This window comes from Devosia sp. MC532 (assembly GCF_016461625.1).
Taxonomy (GTDB): Bacteria; Pseudomonadota; Alphaproteobacteria; order Rhizobiales; family Devosiaceae; genus Devosia.
On sequence record NZ_JAEMNZ010000003.1, the window covers coordinates 63,265 to 81,237 of the forward strand.

The following is a 17,973-nucleotide window of genomic DNA, read 5'->3' on the forward strand; positions in this document are numbered from 1 at the left end:
CTTCTCAACCGACAACAAAAAAGGCGACCCGTGGGCCGCCTTTGGTTTTGGACGTTTTTATGCGTCGAACATTTTCTTGAGCTTGTCGAAGAAGCCACCCGAGGTTGGGCTGGTGTCGCTGGTTTCGAGCTTGGCAAATTCTTCCAGGAGCTCGCGCTGGCGCTTGGACAGGTTCTGCGGCGTCTCAATATCGAGCTGCACGTAGAGATCACCAACATCCTTGCTGCGCAGAACCGGCATGCCCTTGCCCTTAAGGCGAACCCGCTGGCCCGGCTGCGTGCCTGTGGGCACCTTTACCTTGGCGCGGCTATTGTCGAGGGTCGGCACTTCGAACTCGCCGCCCAGCGCTGCTGTGGTCATTGAGATCGGGATACGTGCGTAAAGATCGGCACCATCGCGCTGGAACAGATCATGCGGACGGGTGGAGACGAAGATATAGAGGTCGCCTGGAGGACCACCGCGGACCCCAGCTTCACCTTCATTGGCGAGGCGAATGCGGGTGCCGTCCTCAATACCCTTTGGAATATCGACCGAAAGCTTACGGCTCTGCTGGCGACGGCCCTGACCACCGCAATCGGTGCACGGCTGGTCCATCATCTCGCCACGGCCGCTACACACTGGGCAGGTGCGTTCGATGGTGAAGAAGCCCTGCGCTGCACGCACCTTGCCATGGCCGTTACACTGGCGGCAGGTGTGGGTGCCGGTGCCAGGCTTAGCGCCCGAACCATCGCAGGTGTCGCAGCCAGCAAGCGTTGGCACGTCGATTTCAACCGTGCGACCCTCAAAGCTTTCTTCAAGCGAGATCTCGAGATTGTAGCGCAGATCCGAGCCGCGTGTTTTGGCCGAACCGCCGCCACCGCGACGACCACCGCCCATGAAGTCACCGAAGATGTCTTCAAAAATATCGGACATGGAGGAGTTGAACTCCGGACCAAATCCGCCACCGCCACGACCACCGCCGTTTTCAAACGCGGCATGACCAAAGCGGTCATAGGCCGAACGCTTCTGCGGGTCCTTTAGCGTGTCATAGGCTTCGTTGATTTCTTTGAACTTGGCTTCAGCCTCTGCGTTGCCCGGATTGCGGTCCGGGTGAAATTGCATGGCGAGCTTGCGATAAGCGCTCTTGAGGGCGGCATCATCGGCACCCTTTTGTGCGCCGAGCACCTCGTAGAAGTCGCGTTTGGCCAAGGTAGTCTATCTCCTGGATCGCGCCGGTCGTGGTCGTCGCGCTGGACTTGAAACTGAAACAGCCGGTGTCATCCCGGCGAGTACTGCCGATATGGGCAGTTGTATGCGTCTTAGCAAGGGGTAAGGCTGCGATCAACCGGCGCAGGCTTTTGTCTTTTTGTCCAAAACGGATTCACGTGAAACTATAGCGATGGCCTGTGCGAGCACCCGTCGCCCAAAATGGCTTGGGATCTGCGGTAGGCAGGTCCTGAAGCCGAGCGCGCTGACGTGGGCAGCGGGCCAAAACCCAAAAACAAAAAAAGGCCCGGTGTTGCCACCGAGCCTTCAAAAACGCCGTCGAAGTTATTCTTACTTCTTGGTGTCGCTGTCGTTTACTTCTTCGAAGTCGGCATCGAGGATGTCGTCATCGTTGTCGTCAGCAGTACCAGCGGCCTTGGCTTCAGCTTCAGCCTGCGAAGCCTTGTACATGGCTTCGCCCAGCTTCATGGACGCTTCTGCCAGAGCATTGGTCTTTTCCTTGATCAGTTCTGCGTCGTCGCCGTCGATGACAGCGCGCAGATCGGTGATCGCGGTTTCGATCGCGGTCTTGTCAGCAGCAGGAACCTTGTCGCCGTAGTCCTTAAGGGACTTTTCGGTCGAGTGGATGAGCGATTCACCCTGGTTCTTGGCTTCAACCGATTCGCGCTTGCGCTTGTCGGCTTCAGCATTGGCTTCTGCGTCCTTGACCATCTGCTCGATGTCAGCGTCCGAAAGACCACCCGATGCCTGAATACGGATCTGGTGTTCCTTGCCAGTGCCCTTGTCCTTAGCGGACACGTTCACAATGCCGTTGGCGTCGATGTCGAAGGTCACTTCGATCTGCGGGACGCCACGTGGTGCTGGTGGGATGCCGGCGAGGTCGAAATTGCCCAAGAGCTTGTTGTCTGCAGCCATTTCGCGTTCACCCTGGAACACGCGGATGGTCACAGCCGACTGATTGTCTTCGGCGGTCGAGAAGGTCTGGCTCTTCTTGGTCGGGATGGTGGTGTTACGGTCGATAAGACGGGTAAACACGCCACCCAGAGTTTCAATGCCGAGCGAGAGCGGGGTCACGTCGAGCAGCAGAACGTCCTTAACGTCGCCCTGCAGAACGCCGCCCTGAATTGCTGCGCCAAGGGCCACAACTTCGTCAGGGTTTACGCCCTTGTGTGGTTCCTTGCCGAACAGCTGCTTTACAGCTTCCTGGACCTTAGGCATGCGGCTCATACCGCCAACGAGAACGACTTCGTCGATCTGCGAAGCGGTCAGACCCGCGTCCTTCATCGCCTTCTTGCATGGCTCGATGGTGCGCAGGATGAGGTCTTCAACCAGCGTTTCGAGCTTGGAGCGCGAGAGCTTGAGTGTCAGGTGCTTTGGACCGGAAGCGTCTGCCGTGATGAACGGCAGGTTGATTTCGGTCTGAGTGGCGCTCGAGAGTTCGATCTTTGCCTTTTCAGCAGCTTCCTTGAGGCGCTGCAGAGCAAGCTTGTCCGAACGCAGATCGATCCCCTGTTCCTTCTTGAACTCGTCAGCAAGGTAGTCGACCAGACGCATGTCAAAGTCTTCACCGCCGAGGAAGGTGTCGCCATTGGTCGACTTCACTTCGAAGACGCCATCGCCGATTTCGAGGATCGACACGTCGAAGGTACCGCCGCCAAGGTCATAGACCGCGATAGTGCCCGAATTCTTCTTGTCGAGGCCGTATGCAAGCGCAGCTGCAGTCGGCTCGTTGATGATGCGCAGAACTTCAAGGCCGGCAATCTTGCCTGCGTCCTTGGTGGCCTGGCGCTGGCTGTCGTTGAAGTAAGCCGGAACGGTGATGACTGCCTGAGTGACGGTCTCGCCGAGGTAAGCCTCAGCGGTCTCCTTCATCTTCTGCAGGATCATGGCCGAAACCTGGCTTGGGGAGTACTGCTCACCCGAAGCTTCAACCCATGCGTCGCCATTGCTTGCGCGTGCGATCTTGAACGGAACCAGACCCTTGTCCTTTTCGACCATCTTGTCGTCGAAACGACGGCCGATCAGGCGCTTGACAGCGAACAGGGTGTTTTCTGGGTTGGTAACGGCCTGGCGCTTAGCCGGCTGACCGACCAGACGTTCGCCGTCCTTGGAAAACGCAACCATAGATGGCGTGGTGCGTGCGCCTTCTGCGTTCTCGATAACCTTCGGGTTGCTGCCGTCCATGACGGCGACGCAGCTGTTGGTCGTACCGAGGTCGATGCCGATAACTTTAGCCATTCTCTAGCCTCTCTTTCAGCGAACCCGCCGTGAAGTCCTTTGCAACGAAAGCAACTTCTGGCCCTTCGGGGCCGGGGTCCCTCGTAGGTTCTGGATCAGTGCCCCGTTCGGGGCCTAGGGCCGTATATAGGGGGGTGTGGCGAGGGCTTCAAGCGCGGGGGCGTTATGATTTTCGTCCCCGCACAATCAGTGGAAGACCCGGTGGATTACTCGGGTCCTTTTACCGCTTAGTCTTGGAGCGTGTAGCTTGCCAGCGAACAGATATCGACTTCGTTGACGATCAGCTCTTCCTCTTCTGCGCCAACAAACTTGAAGTCATAAAGGCACTGGTCCGAACCATCACCGATGGTGGCGGTGGCTTCAAAGCCCGCTTCGAGTACTCCGAGGTTTTCGAGCAGATCTTCACCCCAAGAGTCTTCATTGGACGGGGTGGTGTAGAAATAATGCAGGTCAATGGAGCTGTTGTTGATGATTTGGAACTCAACAGTTTCTGCCATTGCAGGGGTAGCAGCGGCCAGGAGTGCGACAGCACCAATGGCGGCTAAGATATTCTTGGCCATATAAAACTCTCCGGAAAATAGACATGAAAAATCGCGTCGTCTTTTGCCATTTTCGCAAAACGGTGCCAAGGGGGGCAGTATCGGACGGCCGAGAAATCTTTTAGAAGGCGTCATGATTTCAAAAGGCACAGTGCTGTTGCAGGACAGCGCTCACGCAGACAGTAAGAGCCTTTTATTTTCAGCGCCCTACCGCGTGCTGAGCGCCCATAGCTATGATCAGGCGCTATTGGTCATGGCGGAGATGACCGAACTGCAGGCGCAGGGCCTCTGGCTGGCCGGCTATTTTGCCTATGAAATGGGTTATGGCTTTGAGGAGCGTTTGCGCGGCTTTTTGCCTGCGCATTCTGCGTCCCCGCTGCTCTGGTTTGGCGTGTATGACGCCCCGAAATATCTTACACAAGATTCCGTCAACGCGCTTTTATCAGCAGCGCCTGTGGGCGCAGCCGCACGCTTGGCCCCTCGAACCGATTTCCACACCTACAAATCAGCATTCGCTCGGGTGAAAAACTATATCGAGGCGGGCGACGTCTATCAGATCAACCTCACCCTTAAGGCTGAGTTTGATTTGGTTGGCGATAGTCTGGGTTTTTATCGCAGCCTTGTGCAAAGCCAGCCCACCGCCTTTGGCGCTTATATCGATGCGGGTGACCACAAAATTCTCTCGGCCTCACCGGAGCTGTTCATCTCGGCAAAAGATGGCGCGCTCAGCGCGCGGCCGATGAAGGGGACTTTAAAACGCTCACCCCGCGCCGCTGACGACGCGGCCTATCGCGCTCGCTTGCAGAGCGACGAGAAAAACCGCGCTGAAAATCTGATGATCGTTGATCTCTTGCGCAATGATATGGCGCGGATTTCTGAGATCGGCTCGGTGCGGGTGACAGACCTTTTTACGGTCGAGACCTATCGCACGCTGCACACGATGACTTCGGGCATTGTTTCACGCCTACTTCCTCAGATGACCGCTATTGGTGCTGTCGAAAATCTCTTTCCATGCGGCTCTATCACCGGAGCCCCAAAATTGCGGGCCATGGAAATTATCCATGAGGTCGAGGATGGCGCGCGGGGCGTTTATACGGGCTCTATCGGCTTTATCGCTCCAAATGGCGATTTCAGTTTTAACGTCGCCATCCGTACCGCGGTTATTGACGCAGCGGGTAAGGGTGAGATCGGCGTTGGCGGGGGCATTGTTGCCGACAGCGTTGCCGAAGACGAATATCAGGAGGCTTTGCTCAAATTGCAGTTTCTGGCTGACCTGGCCGAGCCGGTGACCCTAATCGAAACTTTTAAGTGGAGCCCGGAAGAAGGCTTCGTGCTGCGACAGCGCCATGTTGAGCGTCTGCTTGCCTCGGCTGAATATTTTGGCTTGCCGGTAGAAGCCGATGCGATTGAAAAACTCCTCGACGACAAAGCCAGCGCTTGGATGCAGCCCATGCGGGTTCGTTTCACGCTTTCTGCAGCTGGGCTCGATTTGACCGCGGTGGCTCTACCTCCGAGTCCGAGCCTTTTTCGCTTCGATATCGCCAGCGACGTTTTACAATCGTCATCGGTTTGGGTCGCGCACAAAACCACCAATCGCGCCTTTTATGATGAACCGAAAAAGCGCGCCCATGATGAGCGTGGCTTGGATGAATTGGTTTTCACCAATGAGCGCGGCGAGCTGACCGAGGGCTCTTTTACCAATCTGTTCATCGAGCGGGATGGTCGGCTGCTGACCCCTGCCCTGAGCTCCGGCTTGTTGCCGGGAACATTGCGGGCAGAAGTTTTGGCGAGCGGGAAGGCGGAAGAAGCCATCCTCACCCTTGCCGATCTCGAAACGGCTGATGCAATCTATCTCGGCAATTCCGTGCGCGGTCTTATCCGCGCCGAATGGGTAAGGGGCAAGGCATGAGCTTTGAAATCAAATCCGACGACGTTCTGGTCGTTGTCGATGTGCAATATGATTTTCTGCCCGGTGGCAGTCTCGCCGTTGCCGATGGTGATGCGATCATTCCAGTGGTCAACGCCTTGGCCAAGAAGTTTGCCAATGTCGTGCTGACGCAAGACTGGCACCCTGCCGATCATGTCTCCTTTGCCAGCCAGCATGCGGGCAAGGCGCCGTTTGAAACGGTAGATCTGGATTATGGAACACAGGTCTTGTGGCCGGACCACTGCATATGGGGCACGCGCGGCGCCGAAATTTCGGCTGTTCTCGACATCCCACACGCGCAAATGATTATCCGCAAAGGCTTTAATCGCGCCATCGATAGCTATTCGGGCTTTCAGGAAGCGGATCGCACAACGCTAACCGGCCTCGCCAGCTATCTCGGCGAACGCAATTTGAGCCGGGTCTTCGTGGTTGGCCTCGCCACCGATTTTTGCGTGGCCTGGACGGCTATTGATTCTGCCGCTGGCGGTTTTGAGACTTTTGTTATCGAAGACGCCACCCGCGCCATTGATGCCAATGGTTCGCTCGACAAGGCTTGGGCTGATTTGGAAGAAGCGGGTGTGACGCGGATCACGTCAGTGGAGCTAATCAGCTAAGGATTCACGTGAAACTAAGCTGATTATCGTTCGGCAATGAGCATCGCCTTGATCGTGGTCGCTTTGACAAAATGATCAAGGCGGTGGGTTTTTATCCACCACGTCGCCATTTCCATCAGCAGATCAGGCGTATCATTGCGGTTGGCGAAAAACGCATAAAACGAGAGGCCAACGCCCTCTCCCTTTTGTGCGATCTTGGCGGTACACACCGCGATGGCTTTTTCACGCAGTGCCGGTGTCATTGATAGTCCGTTCGCTGGATACATAAAAAAGGGCACCCCATGGCGCCCTTTCAAGTGTGAAGACAGAGCGCTTAAGCGTTCTTGTCGATCGCGTCGCCTGCTTCAGCCGCTGGACCGCCCTTGGCAACACCAACCATGGCTGGGCGCAGAACGCGCTCGCCAATGGCAAAGCCTTCCTGAACGACCTGCACGATCGTGCCTTCTGGAACGGCCGGGTTCGGCACTTCGAACATCGCCTGATGCTTATGCGGATCAAACTTCTGGCCAGCGGCCTCGATCGGCTTGACGCCATGCTTGGCAAGAAGACGGTTGGTTTCGCGTTCAGCCAGCTCAATGCCTTCGATGAGGCTCTTGAGTGAACCTTCAGCGCTCTCACGGACATCGGCTGGGATGACCAGCAGCGCGCGCGACAGCGCGTCGGTGGCGCTCAGCATATCGCGAGCAAATCCAGCAATGGCGTAGGTGCGGGTGTCAGCGACTTCGCGCTCCGTGCGCTTACGCAGGTTTTCCATTTCCGCAATGGTACGCAGAACGCGGTCCTTGAGGTCGGCGTTTTCCGCCTGCAATGCCTCAACGGGATCGACTTCTGGAGCGGTTTCGGTGGTCGGGATCTCGACTTCCGGATTTTCGCCCTGGGCGGCGTTTTCGTCGCTCATTGTGTCTTCTTCCGTTCGTTAAAACTTTCTGTCCCGCATATCGGTCAAGCGAGACGGTAATTCAAGCTCTCACTCACCGCGCTGCGCGCTTACGCGCAATCATCGCGGAAATGACGTTGGCCGTGTAGTCCACAACGGGGACAATCCGTGCATAGTTCAATCGCGTTGGTCCGATAACGCCCAAGACGCCAACGATCCGATCATTGGCATCCTTATAGGGCGAGAGAATCACCGAAGAGCCGGAGAGGGAGAAGAGCTTATTCTCTGAGCCGATGAAAATACGGACACCCTGCCCGCGCTCCGCATCGCCCAAGAGATCGAGCAATCCGTCCTTGCTTTCCAGCTCATCGAACAATTGCCGCATCCGTGCCAACTCGTCGCTGGCCATGGTGTCATTGATGAGATTGGCGCGGCCGCGAACGATCACCGTGGGAGCATTGCCCGACGGAGGGGTGGACAGGGTCGCAATGCCAGCGTCGACGAGTTTTTGTGTGAGCTCGTCCAATTCGGCGCGTTGTTCATCGCGTCGCTCATTGAGCAGCTTTTTGGCTTCCGCCAAAGTGCGCCCGACAATGTAATTGGAGAGATAATTGCCCGCCTGCTGCAAGGAGCTAGCGGCGTAGCCGGGTGGCAATTCAAGGATACGGTTTTCGACCTGCCCATCTTCGCCGACCATGATTGCCATGGCCCGTGAATTATCGAGGCGCACAAATTCGATATGCCGCAGCACCATATCGGCCTTGGTGGCAATAACCACGCCAGCGCCGTGGCTAAGGCCGGAGAGGAGGGAGGAGGCTTCCGTCAGCATGTCCTCAACCTGCCCGCGCCCGGCAGTGTGTTCCATCTGGCGGGCTATCCGGCCGCGCTCATCTTCATCCACCGCGCCCACTTCGAGCATGGAGTCGACGAAAAAGCGCAGGCCTTGCTGGGTTGGCGCACGGCCAGCGGAGGTGTGTGGCGCCGCAATAAGACCTAGGTCTTCAAGGTCTGCCATCACATTTCTGACAGAAGCGGGGGAAAGCTCCACCTGCAAAAGTCGGCTAAGATCACGCGACCCCACGGGCACACCAGTGTCGAGATAGCGCTCGACGAGGGTGCGAAAAATCTCCTGGGAGCGCGTGTTGAGCACGCTAAGGAAGTCTTCTGCCGGTCTGGTCATGGCTTTTATGCTAAATCTTTCGCTTTAACCCTGTACTCTCATTTAAGCTCTTCCTCCCCAAGCGCCAAGCTGCCGCAGCTTGTGAGTGGGGCCGTTGGAGGTTAAGAGGCGGTTAACACCATTTTCTAGCGGACAAAATATGCGCCCCTCCGGTCGACAGCCTTCAGATATGCGTACGGTGACCTTTGAACGTAAGGTCTCCATGAAAGCAGAAGGCTCGTGCCTTGTAACCTTCGGCAACACCAAAGTTTTGTGCACTGCTTCGGTTGAAACCAGCGTTCCGGGTTGGCTGCGTGGCAAGGGTCAGGGCTGGGTCACAGCTGAATACGGCATGCTGCCCCGCGCCACCGGTTCGCGCAATCGTCGTGAAGCCACAGCCGGCAAGCAGACAGGCCGCACCCAAGAAATTCAGCGTCTCATCGGTCGCTCGCTCCGCGCTGTTGTAGATTTGGCAGCGCTCGGCGAAGCTCAGATCACTCTCGATTGTGACGTGCTTGAAGCCGATGGCGGCACCCGTACCGCAGCCATCTCGGGCGCTTATGTGGCACTGGTTGATGCCGTCGCCTGGATGGAAGAGCGCAAGCTGACCAAGGGCAAGGTTCTCAAGGACAGTATCGCAGCGGTTTCTTGCGGCATTTATCGCGGCACCCCGGTTCTCGATCTCGACTATCTCGAAGACGTTGAAGCGGAAACGGATGCCAACTTCGTCATGACCGGTTCGGGCAAGTTTGTCGAAATTCAGGGCACTGCTGAAGGCGCTCCGTTCGACCGCTCGGAGCTGGAAGCCCTTATGGGTCTGGCCGAAAAGGGCATTACCGAACTTTCCGCGCAGCAGCGCGCAGTTCTGGGTCAATAATGCACTGGTTGCGGAAGAAGCTACCGTTTCGTCTTGCGGACCGTCCTGCTCGCCCTGAGCAGGCGGCGCGGCCCAATGGCGAACGCCATTTTTCCGCTCACAATTCTCGCGTATGGAATGACATCGTCCGCGCACTCGAAGGTACAAAGAAATGACCATCCCTCGTCTTCGCCCCGGTGATCGTCTTTGCATCGCGACCCATAACGCGGGCAAGCTCAAAGAATTCCGCGAATTGTTTGAGCCCTTTGGTTTGGCTCTGGTGTCGGCGGGCGATTTGGGCCTGCCGGAGCCAGAAGAAACCGGCACCACCTTTGCCGAAAACGCGCGCACCAAGGCTCATGCTGCGGCGACGGGCGCCAATATGTTGGCTCTGTCCGACGACAGCGGGCTTTGCGTCGACGCGCTCAATGGCGATCCGGGTGTCTACACAGCCGATTGGGCTGGTGTGCCGCGCGACTTCAATCGCGCCATGAAGCGCGTGGAAGATGCCTTGCAGGCCGCTGGCGCGGGCTCTCCCGGCCAGCGTCGTGGCTCTTTTAATGCCACGCTTTGTCTCGCCCATCCCGATGGCCGCGATATGCTTTTTGTTGGCAAATGCGAAGGGACGTTGATCTGGCCGCCACGCGGCGATGTCGGTCATGGCTATGACCCGATGTTCATGCCCGATGGCCATGACATCACTTTTGGCGAAATGGCGCCTGAGGTGAAGCACTCTTGGTCTCCCGGTCAAACTGGTCTTTCCCATCGTGCGCGGGCCTTTGCCCAATTCGTTGAGAACCAGATAGAGCATGCCTAGTCAGACCAATGTCTGGGCAGTAACAATTCTTCTGTCCCCGATGGGCGGGGCGGATCGGTGCATTATGCGAGGCGTTCGACCATGAACGGGAATGATCTCTTCGGCATTTATGTGCACTGGCCTTTCTGTGCCTCCAAATGTCCCTACTGCGATTTCAACTCGCATGTGCATCGCGGCCCCTTTGACGAAGATGCCTTCGTTGAAGGCTATAAGCGTGAGATCGCCCATATGGGTTCGCTCACGCCCGGCCGTCTGGTGCAGTCGATTTTCTTTGGCGGTGGCACGCCTTCGCTGATGTCGCCAAAGGCCGTTGGCACGATTTTGGATGCCATCTCCAATGAGTGGCAGATCGACAGCAATGCCGAAATCACCTTGGAGGCCAACCCAACCAGTGTTGAGGTGGATCGCTTCCGCGGCTTCCGTGCGGCTGGCGTTAATCGCGTGTCGCTCGGCGTACAGTCGCTGCGCCCTGGTCCGCTGGCCGAATTGGGCCGTCGCCACTCTGTCGAAGAAGCCATTGCCGCTGTGCGTATCGCGCAGTCGATTTTCGATCGATCGAGCTTTGATCTGATCTACGCGCGTCCTAAGCAGACGCTTGAAGATTGGGAAGATGAGCTCAAGGAAGCCATCTGGTTGGCCGATGGTCACCTGAGCCTTTACCAGCTCACCATTGAGCAGGGCACGCGCTACTACGATCTCTATAATGCCGGTAAACTCATCATGCCGAATGAAGATCTCGGCGCGGATTTTTATGAGATGACCCAGGAGCTGACGTCGGCTGCTGGCATGCCCGCCTATGAGATTTCCAACCATGCTGTGCCCGGTCAGGAAAGTCGCCATAACATGCTCTATTGGCGTTATGGCGAATATGCTGGCATTGGTCCGGGCGCACATGGTCGTCTGATGGTCAATCATCAGCGCTACGCGACAGCCTGCGAGAAAATGCCATGGCAGTGGCTCGACCTGACGGAAAAACACGGCCACGGCATGGTCACCAATGATGTGCTGAGCTGGGAAGAACAGGGCGACGAATATCTCGTCATGGGGCTGCGCCTTAAGGAAGGCATTTCTCCGTCGCGCTTCATGGCCATTTCCGGCCGTGGTCTGGCGGAAAGGCAGATCGAGGTTTTGAAGGGCTATGGCTTCCTCGAAACGCTCCCCAACGGCAATCTGCGCGTCACTGAGAAGGGTTTTCCTGTTCTCGACGCTGTTGTCGCCGATCTCGCAGCGTAAAACCTTTTTGGGTGATGGCGCCCCGCGCCCTCACCTGCTCCAAGTTTTGACTATTCATAAAAGGCGCTGTCATGAGTGAGACCAGCAAGAATTTCTTTATTGCCGGCAGTAGCTTTGACGCGCCGCCCTTGTTGCCGGGGCTTTATGTCGTCGCGACCCCCATTGGCAATCTTCGCGATATCACCATTCGTGCGCTCGAAACTCTGGCGGCTGCCGACGCGATCCTCTGCGAGGACACTCGCACCTCGGCAAAGCTGCTTGATCATTTTGGTATCCGCGCCCGCCGCGTCGCCTTTCACGAGCACAATGAGCGCGAGAAGGCCGAAGATATCGCCAACCGCATTCGTGCGGGCGCGGTCATCGCTCTCATTTCTGATGCAGGCACCCCCCTGCTCTCCGATCCGGGCTTTCCGCTCATCCGCGTCTTGGCTGAACAGAACCTGCCGGTCTTCCCCATTCCCGGAGCCTCGGCATTGCTTTCGGCTTTGGTGGTGGCGGGCCTGCCAACCGATGCTTTTGCCTTCCATGGCTTCCTGCCGCCCAAGGCCGGTGCGCGTGCCAATGCGCTCGGTCGCCTGAAGGATTCACGTGAAACCTTGGTTTTTTACGAAAGCCCCCGCCGCATCGCAGACACGCTCGCCTCCATGGCGGAAGTGTTTGGCGACCGTCAGGCTTCGGTCTCTCTGGAGCTGACCAAGCGCTTCGAGCGCACGTTTCGCGGGCATCTTTCCGAATTGGCTCAACAGTTCGCCGAAGATGACACCAAGGGCGAAGCTGTTATTGTGGTATCCGGTGCGAGCGAGCCAACCGCCCCCGCGGCAGAAGATTGGCAGGCAGCACTGACCCAAGCCATGGCCGATGCGCCCCTGCGTGCCGCCGTCGATGACATCGCCGCGCGTTTCAATTTGAAGCGCAAGGAGGTTTACGATGCTGCCCTCGCGATCAAGGCGCAGTCGGAATAAGAGCATTCTGGCCGAGAAATTTGGCCAGCGCAGTGAGGCGCTGGCGGCGCTCTATTTGCGTCTCAAATTCTATCGCATTCGCAATCGCCGCTACAAAACCCCTGTCGGCGAGATCGACATTGTTGCCGAAAAGTCCAAAACCTTGATCTTCATCGAGGTCAAGGCGCGGGCAAAGTTCTCGGATTATCTTGAGGCCAGCGAAGCTGTTAACCGAGACCGCATTACGCGCGGCGCAGAATATTGGCTCATGCGCCACCCACACGAAGCGGGCCAAGATTGCCGCTTTGACGTAATTTTCCTTGCACCCGGCCGTTTGCCGGTTCATCTCATCAACGCTTTCTAGTGCGAGATTTGCTCATGTCCCTCAAAGTCGCCGTCCAAATGGATCACGTCTCAACCATCAATCCCAAGGGTGACAGCACCTTTGCTATGATGTTGGAGGCGCAATCGCGCGGCCATGAACTGGTGCACTACACCGCCGACACTCTGGCGCTGCGGGACAATGTGCTCAGCGCTTTGGTCCAGCCGATCAAGGTCATTGACGCCGATAAGGGGGAGCATTTTGAGCTCGGTGCGGCCAGCCGCATTGATCTGTCGACCCAGGACGTGGTGCTGATGCGCCAAGATCCGCCGTTCGACATGAACTACATCACCATCACCCATATGCTTGAGCGCATTCACCCCAAGACATTGGTGGTCAATCCGCCAGCGGCGGTGCGCAATGCGCCAGAGAAAATTCTGGTCACCGAATTCCCCGAGCTGATGCCGCCAACGCTGATCACTCGCGATCGCGCTGAGATCGAAGCGTTCCGCGCGGAGCACGGCAATATCATCGTCAAGCCGCTCTACGGCAATGGTGGCGCTGGCGTCTTCCTCATTCAGGAAAACGATCAAAACCTCGCCAGCCTTCTTGAGCTGTTCGAAGACAAGTATCGTGAACCCTTCATGGTCCAGCGTTACCTGCCCGATGTGCGCAAGGGCGATAAGCGCATCATCATCATCGATGGTGAGCCTGTCATGGGTCTCAACCGCGTGCCGGCAGAGGGCGAAGCGCGCTCCAACATGCATGTTGGCGGTCGTCCGGAACTCTCCCCGCTGACCGAACGTGAGCTGGAAATCTGCGCGGCCATTGCGCCAGCGCTGAAGGCTCGTGACATGATCTTCGTTGGCATTGACGTCATCGGCGGCTATCTCACCGAGATCAATGTCACCTCGCCCACCGGCCTGCGTGAAATCAAGCGCTTTGGTGGCCCCGATATTACGGCCATGATCTGGGACGCAATCGAAAAGCGTCGCTAAGCGTTTTTGTGAAGGGGGCGAAGGCTCATGGATGTTTTTCTGGTCGCTTTCGTCACCCTCTTCGCAACCGTGGGTGTCGCCGACATTCCCTTTATCTTTGCGGCGCTGACCAAAGATAATACGCCTGCGGAACGCAGGATTTTTGCCACGCGCGGTGTGCTCATCGCGCTGGGCATTCTTTTGTGCTTTGCCTTCCTCGGCAATTCCATTCTCGAAGTCTTCGGCATCACCATTCCGGCGCTGCGCACGGCAGGTGGCATACTGCTGCTGTTGATTGCGATCGACATGGTGTTTGCTCGCCATTCCGGCGCGACGGGCACCACCTCCGAAGAAGAAAACGAAGCCCGTCAGTCCAACGACATTTCGGTCTTCCCACTGGCGATGCCGCTGTTGAGCGGTCCCGGCGCTATTAGTGCCGTCATCCTGCTGACGACCGGAGCCGACAATCGTTTGGCGTTCTGGATGGTTGTTGCGGCTATCGTCGCCATTATGCTGGCGGCCTGGCTCACCTTGCTGGTCGCTATCCCGATCCAGCGCCTGCTCGGTATCACCGGGCTTGCAGTGGTCACCCGTGTGGTCGGGGTGCTTTTGGCAGCCCTTGCCGTGCAGTTTATCTTCGATGGTGTGCGCACCAGCGGACTATTGGGTGTGGTGGCTAGCTAACCCAACTCCTTGAACGCCGGTCGTGGTGCACGGGACGCATCATGACCAGGGCCTTAGAGCGCTTCGGTCTCACTGCGCGCCCGCTCGGCTGGATCATAGCCCAAGCCAAAGTCATCCACTCGGCCGTGCGGAGCATCCATCAGCTGCTCAAGGGTGAAGGCTGGTGCCGTGTGTGTAGCGCTCAGGTCCATCAAACTGTTGGCGCGCTGGGCTAGGCGCCCAAGCGGAAGCACGGGGCCGGCAACTTCCAGCAACCGGATTTGACCGAGGCCCTGATAAGGCGGGCGCTGCATTAAGGCGGCGTCTGTGCCTGCGAGCGGGTCGACAGCCGCAAGGGTAATGGTACCGCCGCGATAAAACACGCTGAGACTTTGGCTGACGTAAAACGCGATCTTGTCGGCGCCCGCATTGGCAAAGTGGATGCCATCGTCTTTACGCATGCGTGCGTTCTGCCCGTTGAGATCCGGCCCGAACGCGGAGTAGCGGCCATCTTCGCTCAAGAAGCGGTCAAAAATATCGATGAACTCTGCGCCGCCAGAGAAAGCCGCCATGCGTTGCAGGGCATTGATCTGGGCGATGTCGGCAGAATATTGACTGCGCTCCATAGGCGGTAAACCAACCCAGAGAACAGGTTTGCGAGCGCTCCTGAGCTGGCTCAGAAATTGATTTAACTGCGCCTGATAGCTGGCCGACCAGTTTGGTGAGAGAACAATGTTGTCGGAAGCAGCGCCGGGAAACTCTTGGCGATCGTTGACGCCAATGCTGATAACGGCCACGTCGAAGCTATTTTCGGCAATTGCGCTGCTGATCTTTGCACCCCAATCAAAGAAATCCGCCCGCACAAACCCTGAAGCGCTGACGCCTTCATCAAGGACCACAAGGTTTGGATCTTCTGCGTAGTGGCGTTCGAGCGCCTTTGCCAAATCAATGGCAAGGCTGTCGCCGAAAACGGCCAAGCGCGTAGCGTCTACACTTTTGACGACCACAGGCTTGGGCGGTGGCGGCGGCGGGGTTGGCGCAGCTTGGCGGCGTGGCTGTGTTCGTTGGACCGGCGGCGGCGCAGCGGGCTCCTCACCAAACAACAGATCAAAAAGCGTGCGGCGCCGGGGCTGTTCCTGCTGGGCAATAACAATCCGCTCGTCCCCGATCACCTGCGCCCAAGCGGGTGCGGTGTCGAGAACGACAATGCTCAAGAGCACTACAAATACGCCTAGCCGCTTCATCGGCCTCTCACTGCAATTTTCGTCGCCAGTTTAGCATAGGCGCTTGGCTCAAGACCATGCGCTTCTTGGCTTAGCGCAGTGCCTCATAACTGGCGCGCGTGACAAAGCCGTCGGCGCGTTGGCCTTGCGCTGCCTGAAATCGCGCATAGGCAGCCTGCGTCACCGGCCCGATGCGGCCGTCAACAATGCCGTCATAATAGCCAAGCTCTTTCAGTTTTTGCTGGATGTGCTGACGCTGGGCGAGATTGGGAAATTGCGTATTGCGTGGCCAGTTCGTGGCAAGATTGCCCCCGCCTTTGAGCCGGTCGGTGAGATGGCCAATGGCTAGGGCATAGCTGTCGGAGAAATTATAGCCTTTGAAGGCAAGGTAATTGGCGGTGAGCAGAAATTTGGGACCCGTATGGCCTGCTGGAACGTAGAGAAAGACCGGCGTTTCGAGCGATTGAAATTGCCGCCCAGCAACGCGCGAAATGCCGCGTTCGGCAAAGAAACGGATTGGGCGAAGCTCGTCACGTGTCGCGAGCAGATAGTCGAACCCTTCCGGCACGTCCACCTCAAAGCCCCAGTCCATGCCGGGCTGGTAGCCGAGCGCGCGCAGATAGATCGCGCTGGTGACAAGAGCATCGGCAAGCGAGTTATGGAGATCGACCTGCCCGTCGCCGTCCCCATCTTTACCATGGGCAAGAACATTGCTGGGGTTCACTTGGAGATGGCCAATCGCCCCGGCCCAGGACCCCATCGGAGAAACACCGCCATTGCGCTCGGCTAGCCTGAGCGCCGCGATGAAATCGGCCTTGTCCTCGGCAAAACGAACGCGTCTTTGCCAGACAACTGTTGCGAGCGAACGGACAATGGGGCGGATCAGCTTTGTCTGACTGAGCACAGCGCCATAATCGGTTTCCATGCCCCAGATCGCACCGAGCACGTAAGGATCGACGCCGGAGGCGGCTCCCACGCTTTGGAACAGATCGTTTTGGCGGGCCATAGCCGCCCGGCCCCGCTCAACGCGGTTATTGGATATGCGCTGATCGAGATAGTCCCAGACCGGCGTCGTGAACTCTGGCTGGCTCGCCACCAGATTGGGCACGTTGGGGTCCGGCGTGAGCCCCGCAGTGGCGCTATCATAGACAGAGGCGCTGACCCCTTGGGCCAGCGCCTCTGCGCGGAATTCACCGATAAACTGCTCAAAGCTCTCCCTTGGTTGGGCGAGTGTGGCGCCGGTACAAATCAACCAGATCACAATCGCCAAACGCATGGGAACGCTCCTTTAGCGGTTTCGCGTCATCAAGTGACGTTCCCAAGCATAGGCTGTTTCGACGATTTCGTTGAGATCGTCGTGTTGTGGCACCCAGCCGAGAAGCTGACGCACTTTTTCACCAGTTGCTGTGATGGACGCCGGGTCGCCCGCACGGCGTGGGCCTTCTTCGGCAACGAAGTCGACGCCCGAAACCTTGCGCACGGTGTCGACGACTTCACGGACGGAATAGCCTCGACCATATGCACAGTTCAGGGTTGTGCTTTCGCCACCTGAACGCAGATGCTTGAGCAGCAAGGCATGGGCACTGATCAGGTCGGTAACGTGAATATAGTCCCGAACACAGGTGCCATCCGGTGTTTCGTAGTCAGTGCCGAAAATGTTCATTTTCTCACGCTGACCAAGCGCCGTTTGGCACGCGACCTTGATGAGGTGAGTGGCCTCAGGCGTTGACTGACCCGAACGCTTGCCCGGATCCGCACCAGCAACGTTGAAATAGCGCAGGACGCCATAGGTCATGTCATGCGCATCGGCGACGTCGGCGAGCATCCACTCGGTCATGAGCTTCGAGCGACCATAGGGCGACATCGGGTTGAGCTGTGTATTTTCGACAACCGGTGCAAGTCCGGTCATGCCGTAGACTGCGGCGGTCGAGGAGAAGATGAAGTGTTTCACGCCACCCTTGACCGCAGCCTCAATCAGGCTGCGCGAAGTAGACGTGTTGTTGGCGTAGTATTTTAGGGGATTGGTCACCGATTCCGGCACGACAATAGAGCCGGCGAAGTGAACGATCTCCGTAATGCCATATTTTTCGATCAGCGATATGACGAAAGGAATGTCGTTTGCGTTCCCTTCAACGAACTTCGCCCGAGCATCAATGGCCCAGTCAAAGCCGGTAACAAGATTATCCAAGACCACAACGTCTTCGCCAGCATCAGCGAGATTGAGGACCATGTGGCTGCCGATATAGCCGGCGCCCCCAGTAACCAGAACGGCCATGAAAGCTCTCTCCTATGGCGAAACGCTAGTTTTAAAACTTATCCTGTGGCAGATAGCTGTAAAGTTTTATGCCGACTACCCCTAAGAATTCATTTGGAGTGCCCAC

Annotated in this window: 18 protein-coding genes; 9 read left to right on the top strand and 9 right to left on the bottom strand. The window is 57.4% G+C overall.

Annotation, left to right across the window (positions count from 1 at the left end; genetic code table 11):
- Positions 1 to 57: 57 nt before the first annotated feature.
- From dnaJ to JHC09_RS04915, 3 genes are all read right to left on the bottom strand, one after another.
- Positions 58 to 1,188: a molecular chaperone DnaJ gene (gene dnaJ / locus JHC09_RS04905; RefSeq protein ID WP_182394566.1), complete on the bottom strand. Its 1,131-nt coding sequence runs from the start codon at positions 1,186 to 1,188 to the stop codon at positions 58 to 60.
- Positions 1,189 to 1,536: 348 nt separating this feature from the next.
- Entirely contained in the window at positions 1,537 to 3,444 is a 1,908-nt protein-coding gene (dnaK, locus tag JHC09_RS04910; protein WP_182394567.1) for a molecular chaperone DnaK, read from the bottom strand.
- A gap of 227 nt (positions 3,445 to 3,671) precedes the next feature.
- Positions 3,672 to 4,004: a hypothetical protein gene (locus tag JHC09_RS04915; RefSeq protein ID WP_169194424.1), complete on the bottom strand. Its 333-nt coding sequence runs from the start codon at positions 4,002 to 4,004 to the stop codon at positions 3,672 to 3,674.
- Positions 4,005 to 4,116: 112 nt separating this feature from the next.
- On the opposite strand from JHC09_RS04915, the gene pabB reads away from it, so the two are divergent.
- Together pabB and pncA are read left to right on the top strand one after the other, a co-directional pair.
- Positions 4,117 to 5,892, top strand: coding sequence for an aminodeoxychorismate synthase component I (pabB, locus tag JHC09_RS04920; RefSeq protein WP_199531057.1), 1,776 nt, complete (start codon positions 4,117 to 4,119; stop codon positions 5,890 to 5,892).
- Positions 5,889 to 6,524 carry a bifunctional nicotinamidase/pyrazinamidase gene (pncA, locus tag JHC09_RS04925; protein ID WP_248308892.1) on the top strand — a complete coding sequence of 212 codons (636 nt, stop codon included), beginning with the start codon at positions 5,889 to 5,891 and terminating at the stop codon, positions 6,522 to 6,524. Before pabB ends, pncA begins: the two co-directional genes overlap by 4 nt.
- A 23-nt stretch (positions 6,525 to 6,547) precedes the next feature.
- Here pncA and JHC09_RS04930 read toward each other — a convergent pair whose 3' ends face one another.
- The 3 genes from JHC09_RS04930 to hrcA all read right to left on the bottom strand — a co-directional run bounded on the left by JHC09_RS04930 (position 6,548) and on the right by hrcA (position 8,581).
- A complete protein-coding gene (locus JHC09_RS04930) occupies positions 6,548 to 6,766 on the bottom strand; it encodes a DUF6500 family protein (protein WP_169194421.1) in 219 nt (72 codons plus the stop codon).
- A gap of 71 nt (positions 6,767 to 6,837) precedes the next feature.
- Positions 6,838 to 7,422, bottom strand: a complete 585-nt coding sequence (gene grpE / locus JHC09_RS04935; protein ID WP_169194420.1) for a nucleotide exchange factor GrpE — start codon at positions 7,420 to 7,422, stop codon at positions 6,838 to 6,840.
- A 73-nt stretch (positions 7,423 to 7,495) separates the two neighbouring features.
- Entirely contained in the window at positions 7,496 to 8,581 is a 1,086-nt protein-coding gene (hrcA, locus tag JHC09_RS04940; protein ID WP_199531059.1) for a heat-inducible transcriptional repressor HrcA, read from the bottom strand.
- Between the two features lie 139 nt (positions 8,582 to 8,720).
- Between hrcA and rph the strand changes: the two genes are divergently transcribed.
- From rph to JHC09_RS04975, 7 genes are all read left to right on the top strand, one after another.
- Complete coding sequence (gene rph / locus JHC09_RS04945) at positions 8,721 to 9,437, top strand: ribonuclease PH (protein ID WP_199531060.1); 717 nt, start codon at positions 8,721 to 8,723, stop codon at positions 9,435 to 9,437.
- Positions 9,438 to 9,588: 151 nt separating this feature from the next.
- Positions 9,589 to 10,233 carry a non-canonical purine NTP pyrophosphatase gene (locus JHC09_RS04950; RefSeq protein WP_199531061.1) on the top strand — a complete coding sequence of 215 codons (645 nt, stop codon included), beginning with the start codon at positions 9,589 to 9,591 and terminating at the stop codon, positions 10,231 to 10,233.
- Positions 10,234 to 10,314: 81 nt separating this feature from the next.
- Positions 10,315 to 11,466, top strand: coding sequence for a radical SAM family heme chaperone HemW (gene hemW / locus JHC09_RS04955; protein ID WP_199531062.1), 1,152 nt, complete (start codon positions 10,315 to 10,317; stop codon positions 11,464 to 11,466).
- A 71-nt stretch (positions 11,467 to 11,537) separates the two neighbouring features.
- Entirely contained in the window at positions 11,538 to 12,428 is an 891-nt protein-coding gene (rsmI, locus tag JHC09_RS04960; RefSeq protein ID WP_199531063.1) for a 16S rRNA (cytidine(1402)-2'-O)-methyltransferase, read from the top strand.
- Positions 12,394 to 12,771 (top strand): YraN family protein, encoded by a 378-nt coding sequence (locus JHC09_RS04965; protein WP_199531064.1) that lies wholly within the window; start codon positions 12,394 to 12,396, stop codon positions 12,769 to 12,771. The genes rsmI and JHC09_RS04965 overlap by 35 nt, the downstream gene beginning before the upstream one ends.
- Positions 12,772 to 12,785: 14 nt before the next feature.
- Entirely contained in the window at positions 12,786 to 13,727 is a 942-nt protein-coding gene (gene gshB / locus JHC09_RS04970) for a glutathione synthase (protein WP_199531065.1), read from the top strand.
- A gap of 27 nt (positions 13,728 to 13,754) precedes the next feature.
- On the top strand, positions 13,755 to 14,390 hold the full coding sequence (locus JHC09_RS04975; protein WP_169194412.1) for a MarC family protein: 636 nt from the start codon (positions 13,755 to 13,757) through the stop codon (positions 14,388 to 14,390).
- A gap of 53 nt (positions 14,391 to 14,443) precedes the next feature.
- Here JHC09_RS04975 and JHC09_RS04980 read toward each other — a convergent pair whose 3' ends face one another.
- From JHC09_RS04980 to galE, 3 genes are all read right to left on the bottom strand, one after another.
- Positions 14,444 to 15,613, bottom strand: a complete 1,170-nt coding sequence (locus tag JHC09_RS04980) for a DUF459 domain-containing protein (protein ID WP_199531066.1) — start codon at positions 15,611 to 15,613, stop codon at positions 14,444 to 14,446.
- 70 nt (positions 15,614 to 15,683) lie between these two features.
- A complete protein-coding gene (locus JHC09_RS04985; protein ID WP_199531067.1) occupies positions 15,684 to 16,868 on the bottom strand; it encodes a lytic murein transglycosylase in 1,185 nt (394 codons plus the stop codon).
- Positions 16,869 to 16,880: 12 nt separating this feature from the next.
- On the bottom strand, positions 16,881 to 17,867 hold the full coding sequence (gene galE / locus JHC09_RS04990) for a UDP-glucose 4-epimerase GalE (RefSeq protein WP_199531068.1): 987 nt from the start codon (positions 17,865 to 17,867) through the stop codon (positions 16,881 to 16,883).
- Positions 17,868 to 17,973: the final 106 nt, after the last annotated feature.